Consider the following 6,765-nt stretch of genomic DNA (forward strand, 5'->3'; position numbering starts at 1 on the left):
GGTCTACTAAAGGCTTGAAGATGCTATTGATGTTCTCCACTGCTGAACTGGCGCGCTGGGTAGATTCTAAAAGGGTGTCTACTTTATTAGCCCATTGTTCCAGGAAAGCGTCACCTTCGACCCAGATAGCGCACTCGGCTTCGGCACGTTCCAGAGACGGGCGGAAAGCACGATGCTGCATGCTCTTGACTTCGTGTTTCCTTTAGATTTTTCTCAGTGTCTCTGTGTCTCCGTGGTGAGGTGAACGGTTACGTCTGGATGAGATGGAGGAGATGGAGGAGAATGGAGGACGGGCGGTCGACGGTCCAGGATGAAGTCAACCGTCTGACCAGTAACATACAGGGGGAATGAGATACTCAATGTTGGAAGCGATTAGAACAGAGATATGTCCGCCAAAGCCGAAGGAGAGGGAGAGGGCATTTCGGATATGCCTTGATTTTCCTTTCAGCGGGGTGTAGTCAAGATCGCATTCCGGATCGGGATTTTTCAGATTTATGGTTGGCGGGACAAAGCCGACTTCCATGGCCAGGAGGCAGACGATGAATTCCACACTTCCGGCTGCCCCCAGAAGATGACCGGTCAAGGGTTTAGTCGAGCTTAGGGAGGCGGTGAAGGCGTCTTCTCCCAGGGCCATTTTTATTCCCCTTGTCTCCAAAGGATCATTATGCCTGGTGCCGGTTCCATGGGCATTTATGTAATCTATTTCAGAAGGATGGAGCTGGGCTTGGTGCAAAGCTCTTTTTATTGCCCCGGCAATAGAGACCCCCGAGGGGTGGAAGGTAGTCGGATGGCAGGCATCAGCCGCTAAGGCGTATCCCTTTATCTGGGCATACACTTTAGCTCCACGTTTTTCGGCCCTCTCCAGAGATTCCAAAACCACTACTCCACAGCCTTCACCAGGGATAAAGCCGTCTCGATTTCGATCAAAGGGCCGGCAGAGCGAAGAAGAGATTACCCCCATATTTCTGAATCCGGCCAGAATAAGGGGCACCAGAGAGGCCTCGGTAGCGCCGGCCAGCATCACCTCAGCCCTTCCTTCACGAATCAGGTTGTAGGCCTGGATAATAGCGATCGCCCCCGTAGCACAAGCAGCCGCGATGCCTTCAGAGGGGCCATGAAAACCAAAAGCAGCCGCCACCCTCGAAGCCGCCATATTAGGAAGGAAATTATCGTAAAGATGTCCTGAAACCGCGGCCGGCCCTCCTCTAACAAACCCAGCCATTTCCTGCATCAGGCTTCCCAGGCCGCCTTTACTAGAGCCAATTATTACGCCAGCCTTGGCTCTCTCTTCGTCCCTCTCCAAGGCCCCAAACAACCCACTGTCAACCAGGGCCTCAGCCGAAGCCTTCAAGGCAAACTGAATAGAGCGGTCATACTCCACATATTCCTGTTTAATCTCAAAGTCCCTGACCTCGGCTGTCTCTCCCTCAACACCACTCTTCCCTTGACACAGATTCTCCCAGAATTCATCCTTTCCAATTCCTATTGGGGTAACAACCCCCAGCCCGGTGACTACTACTCTTTTCACTTTTCATCATCTTCTCCAGACTCTCTTCGCCTTCTTGGCTGTCAGACAAAGAAGATCCCGCGCCGAGACGATACTTAGTTCTCTTCGGCCGTCGTTGACTACTAAATGGCGAACTTGTTTATTAGCCATAAGAAAATAGGCCTTATCAATCGGATCGCTGGAATTAATAGTAATGGGAGGACTGGTCATCACCTCTGAAGCCTTGATCTTCTCCGGCTCCAGGTTTTTAGCAATTACCTTGCGGACTATATCTGTCTCACTAAGCACTCCTTTCACCCTATCTTTTTCCTTGACCAGGAGGCTGGAAATGCGTTGATCTCTCATCAACGTTGAGGCAATTCTGATATTTTCATTATTTTCTACCATCACCGGCTTCCTGGTCATTATCTTCTCTACCCGATCCCTCCGGCTCCAGGGGAGAAACCCCACCCACGACCTTAACTCTCGTTTCCCCTCCTTTTCTTTTTCTTCAATCTCTTCCCTCGGATATAAGATGTCACGGACAGAAATTATACCTACCTCCACATCCTCTGCTTCGTTTTTTTCTGCCACGGCAACCAGATGGCGAATACGGTTGCGGGCCATAGAAAGATACGCCTCTTCGATCGTGCTGTAAGTCCTGATGGTAATCGGCAGACCGCTCATAATGGTTGAAGTCATAGTATCATCTGGGCTTAAACCTTGGGGTATTAGAGAATAGACTATATCCGCCTCCGTAAGAATACCGATTGTTTCCCCTTCCTTACGAACCAGGAGAGAGCCGACATGGTATTCTTCCATTTTCCGGGCGGCCACTCTGGCACTTTCATCATCAGAAATGGTCAAGATATTTTCGACCATTATCTCCCTTATCAGGGTTTTGAACCAGTTCAGGCGCACTTCTTTCACCTCTCGGCGGCAGATTCATATCTACTCAGCCACAAAGACACGAAGAAGATTTGTGTCTTAGTGGCTAAGTAGTTACGCCGATTCTTCATAAAGACGGACAAGTCTTTTTAACTCCGAGGCGCACTTTTTAGAGGCAACCATGATTTTGTCATTGGCCTGGACAATAATCAGGTCACAACCCCCCATCGTAGCTACCAGTTGATCCTGGGAATAGATCACACAGTTACGGGTGTCAAGGGTAAGGACATTCCCCTGGAGTAGATTGCCGTTTTCGTCCGGCTCCATAACCCGCTCCAGGGCCGCCCAGTTCCCGACATCATCCCACTTGAATTTTGCCAGGATGACCAGGATATTCTCGGCCTTTTCCATAACACCAAAGTCGATGGAAATCTTTTTAATCCGGCTGAATTCTTTAATGAGGGTAGAGTCCTCCTCTGGTGTGCCAAAGGAGTCACGGATGGCGCTCAGTCTTTGCCAATGTTCCGGCATAAATTTAGCTATAAGTCCCTGAATGAGGCTGTTCCTCCACAGAAACATCCCGCTGTTCCAGAAATATTTTCCACTCGAGAGGTATTCCCTGGCCCTATCTATATTCGGCTTTTCCACAAAACAGGCCACCTTACAGATACTAAATCCCTCCAGGTCAGTCACCTCTTCCCCGGCCTCAATGTATCCGTAGCCGATTTCAGGACGGTCGGGCTTTATCCCCAGGGTAATGATAACATCGTTTTCCTGAAGGAAGTTAATACCCGCTTCCAGGGTAGCCCGAAATTCAGCCTCATCAGGGATATAGTGGTCAGCGGCCAGGACGACCATGATCGCCTCCGGGTCCAGTCTCTCTAAAGAGATAGATGCCAATCCGATACAGGCCGCCGTATCCCGGCCCATTGGTTCCACCACGTAATTCCCCTCCGGTATTTCAGGCAATTGCTGCCTGGCGATATCGAGATGTTCCCGGGCCAGGACCGGAAGTATTCTTTCCGGAGGGAAAATAGGGCTTAACCTCTCTACCGTGGTTTGGAACAGAGATTTATCCCCGACCAGTTTATGAAAGGGCTTGGGCATTTCTTCGGTGCTAAGCGGCCAGAACCTCTCGCCCCTGCCGCCGGCCATGATTACGGCGTATGGTTTACTCATTTGTCAGCTCCTGTTTTCCGGCTCTCCCAAAGTCGTCTTCCAGGCGGACAAGATCGTCCTCCTCCAGGTAGTCCCCTACCTGCACCTCGATTACCGTTACCAGCTCTTCCCCTTTATTCTCTAACCGGTGGGCGGCCTCGACCGGAATAAAGATGTGTTCGTTTTGCTTGGCTGTAATTATCTCATCCCCTACCGTTACCGTGGCTGTCCCGGCAGCTACCACCCAGTGTTCGGACCTTCTATGGTGTAGCTGCAGGCTCAACCGCTTGCCCGGCTTGACCTCAAGCCTCTTTATCTTAAACCCCTCCCCCTCATCCAGTATCCGCCAGCTTCCCCAGGGCCTTTCTTCATATAATAGCTTTTCCATTTATAAGACCGCCTTAGCAGCTATACCCAAATAAAATTGGTTTTCAAGTATTAGCCACTCCTATTATTTGAAAGTTTTCCGACCTGTATGGTTAGAAATTACAAGCAATTCTCCTCAAATCTGAAAGGTTTGAATTTTACATAACCACAGGTGAAACCTGCGGAAACGAAACATCTGCCACAGCTCAACCCTGAAAGGGTTGAATTCTATGTGATGGATAATATTAGACCCTTGCAGGGTCGAGCGTTGCGATTTGTTTCCGTAGATTGCATCTACGGCTATTTAAAATTCGACGCTTTCAGCGTCAGTAGTCTACAACCTAACCGCACAGGTCGAAAAATTTTTGACCTGTGAAATAGGTTTAAATAAAATGCAAGAAACTTCCCATAGGCATAGATATTCAAGCTCTACTACTACTAAAAACAGGTCGCTCCTACGGAGCTGCAAATATATTGCTTTTGCGAAATACTACAAACAGATTGCTCCTAACGGAGCTTTATTCAGATTAGCTCCAGAGGAGCGACATGTTTGTAGGATATATCTCTCATAACAAATTAGCTCCATAGGAGCGATCTGTTTATTCTCTTTCTTACCCTAATTGGGGGATATTTGTATAAACCTATTTCACAGGTCGAAAAATTTTTGACCTAACATCTTAAAACCCAAAAATCTTTTCTACTATACTTTTTCACTTTTTGTCATTCCTGCGCAAGCAGGAATCCAGAAGCCTTGATATTACTGGATTCCCGCTTTCGCGGGAATGACAAGAGGTTATTGTAAGGTATTTATATTTCAAGTAGTTACAAAAAAGTGCAAAAGTATAGCTCTTAATTCAGTCTTTATTTGGCTCTTCTTTTTTACTATCTTTTTTTGCCTGCTCATCAATTGATTCGATTGCTAACTCTATCACCTTCGCAAAAATCTCTGCCTTTTGTTTTTCTCCTAATGCCTCCATTAATAAATCAAATGTTGCTCGAGGCAAGGTATAGGCACCCATATTCTTCTCTCCTCTTTAGTCAATTTTATAAATCTTTTCCAGCAGACATCTTTATCATAGCATAACTTCACTTCCCTGTCAACTATTTTTCCCTGATGGTCATCATTTATCGACCATATTAATAATGAATCTATAAATTACTAAGAATTTAACTTTTGGTTCCTAATATATGCTCAAAATTAGAATTCCTGCTTTTTTGCAAAAGTTATTCTATCGAAATTATAGCGAAGGTAAGTCCTTATCTCTCTGCTTGCCTTATTGCCTCACAGGGCGAAACCTTAGCGGTTAAAGAGGTAGGATGGCACCCACAAAAAAACTGATCCACTTTTAGCAATTGAAAATTGACCCACCCCAAATATTTCTGTTACAAAAACTGTAACTACTCAAAACTAAGTTAAGCAGTTAGTTGGGAGACAAAGCAAAATTCCCTCTCCCTTGAGGGGCTTATCCTTACCCACACAAATTGGGTAAAAGGATGGGAGAAGTAAGGATAAACCACGAAGGACACGAAGAAAAAAATATTGGGACGGTTCACCTTGCTGTGAAAGCTTGCGACTAATGGCCTATCCCAGAACCTCCGCGATAGAAACCTGGTTTCTTGAAGAAACTTGGCTTCTGGTCACACGGGAGAAGTTTTGGGATAGGCTCTAAAAATTATCGACAATAGCCCCAGCGGGGCGGAATATTTATAGTTCCCCAGGTACAACTATATGTTAAAGCTCCGTAGGAGCGATATGTTTTTACATATATCGCCCCTACGGGGCTTGAGATGTAAGGGTTGGCATCTCGCTATAAATATATCGCCCCTACGGGGCTAAAAGCTCACTACAGGTCGCAAGGTTTCACAAGAAAATGGACTATTTTGAACCGTCCCGGTGTAACTCTTCTTCTGGCTTCGTCTGTTTATCCACTTGTAGGCTAATTTTGATGTGAGAATATAGAACTTCTTTAGCTCTCTAAAGTTCCCACTTATCCCGTAGTAGCGATAGTGCCCTACGAGTTTCAACCTTAATATCTGCCACCACTCCTTTAGCTCTACAAGGTTTCGAACCTTCTTCAGCCACTCATTCATCGCTTTTATCTTCTGCCTGAACTTTGCGATTGCTGTCTTGTGCCCTAACTTAAATTTGCCTCTTCTGGTCTTGGTGCAGTAATGTGTAAACCCCAGAAAATCAAAGGTTGCCACTTTCTTGCTTTCTTGCTGTGCCTTTTGCCAGACATAGCGACCAAACTCAATTATCCTTGGCTGATAGGAATTTTGCTGATAGGAATTGCTGATAGGAATGGCTGATAGGAATGCTGATAGGAATTTTGATTTCAGGGTAATCCGGAAGAAGTGTCATAGAAGTGCCCCCCAGATGTTTCTTAGTGCTTTGAGGCTTGTGATCTTGGATTAGCTGATAGCTGATAGGAATGCTGATAGGAATTTTGATTTCAGGGTAATCCGGAAGAAGTGTCATAGAAGTGCCCCCCAGATGTTTCTTAGTGCTTTGAGGCTTATGATCTTGGATTATAGTATATAAAAATGAGTAAGTCAAGCGAAAAGTTGAGGAAAAGAGGAAAATTTTTAGGGGATCGGACCATCAAAGCGGTTGGGCCGCTAAAATTGGCCTAAATTCTAAGCACACCCCTCCCGTGGTGTCCCAAGATGATAAAAGCAATTCGATGTGCGACGTGCCGGTCTTCTCACCGGTGATCTCTTACTACAGAAGATGATAAGACAAGATTGGGCCCTCAAGTGGAAAAGAAAGGCCTTATTCCCAAATGGAGAGATCGTCATAGAATGGTTCGTAGGTAACTTCAGGGGAAGCAGCTTTCGGCGGGGGAGAGTGGACATGCCCGCGGCTC

General features: G+C 46.4%; 7 protein-coding genes. All 7 read right to left on the reverse strand.

Annotated elements, in window-relative coordinates; translation table 11 throughout:
* The coding region (locus AB1797_12055) for a hypothetical protein (GenBank protein ID MEW5768331.1) at positions 1-181 on the reverse strand (181 nt) is incomplete at its 3' end.
* 135 nt (positions 182-316) lie between these two features.
* Positions 317-1,528 carry a beta-ketoacyl-[acyl-carrier-protein] synthase family protein gene (locus tag AB1797_12060; GenBank protein ID MEW5768332.1) on the reverse strand — a complete coding sequence of 404 codons (1,212 nt, stop codon included), beginning with the start codon at positions 1,526-1,528 and terminating at the stop codon, positions 317-319.
* A gap of 6 nt (positions 1,529-1,534) precedes the next feature.
* A complete protein-coding gene (locus AB1797_12065) occupies positions 1,535-2,407 on the reverse strand; it encodes a CBS domain-containing protein (protein MEW5768333.1) in 873 nt (290 codons plus the stop codon).
* An 81-nt stretch (positions 2,408-2,488) separates the two neighbouring features.
* On the reverse strand, positions 2,489-3,553 hold the full coding sequence (locus AB1797_12070; GenBank protein MEW5768334.1) for a mannose-1-phosphate guanylyltransferase: 1,065 nt from the start codon (positions 3,551-3,553) through the stop codon (positions 2,489-2,491).
* Positions 3,546-3,920, reverse strand: coding sequence for a phosphomannose isomerase type II C-terminal cupin domain (locus AB1797_12075; protein MEW5768335.1), 375 nt, complete (start codon positions 3,918-3,920; stop codon positions 3,546-3,548). Before AB1797_12075 ends, AB1797_12070 begins: the two co-directional genes overlap by 8 nt.
* Positions 3,921-4,752: 832 nt before the next feature.
* Positions 4,753-4,917: a hypothetical protein gene (locus AB1797_12080; protein ID MEW5768336.1), complete on the reverse strand. Its 165-nt coding sequence runs from the start codon at positions 4,915-4,917 to the stop codon at positions 4,753-4,755.
* Between the two features lie 814 nt (positions 4,918-5,731).
* The gene (locus AB1797_12085) at positions 5,732-6,103 is read right to left on the reverse strand and encodes a hypothetical protein (protein MEW5768337.1); all 372 of its coding nucleotides are present in this window, start codon (positions 6,101-6,103) and stop codon (positions 5,732-5,734) included.
* Between the last annotated feature and the right edge of the window lie 662 nt (positions 6,104-6,765).

This window comes from bacterium, assembly GCA_040753085.1.
Classification (GTDB): Bacteria; UBA9089; JASEGY01; order JASEGY01; family JASEGY01; genus JASEGY01.

Coding starts and splice junctions, on each gene's coding strand:
- AB1797_12075 (MEW5768335.1), bottom strand. CDS start 3,920: ATGGAAAAGCTATTATATGAAGAAAGGCCCTGGGGAAGCTGGCGGATA.
- AB1797_12080 (MEW5768336.1), bottom strand. CDS start 4,917: ATGGGTGCCTATACCTTGCCTCGAGCAACATTTGATTTATTAATGGAG.
- AB1797_12070 (MEW5768334.1), bottom strand. CDS start 3,553: ATGAGTAAACCATACGCCGTAATCATGGCCGGCGGCAGGGGCGAGAGG.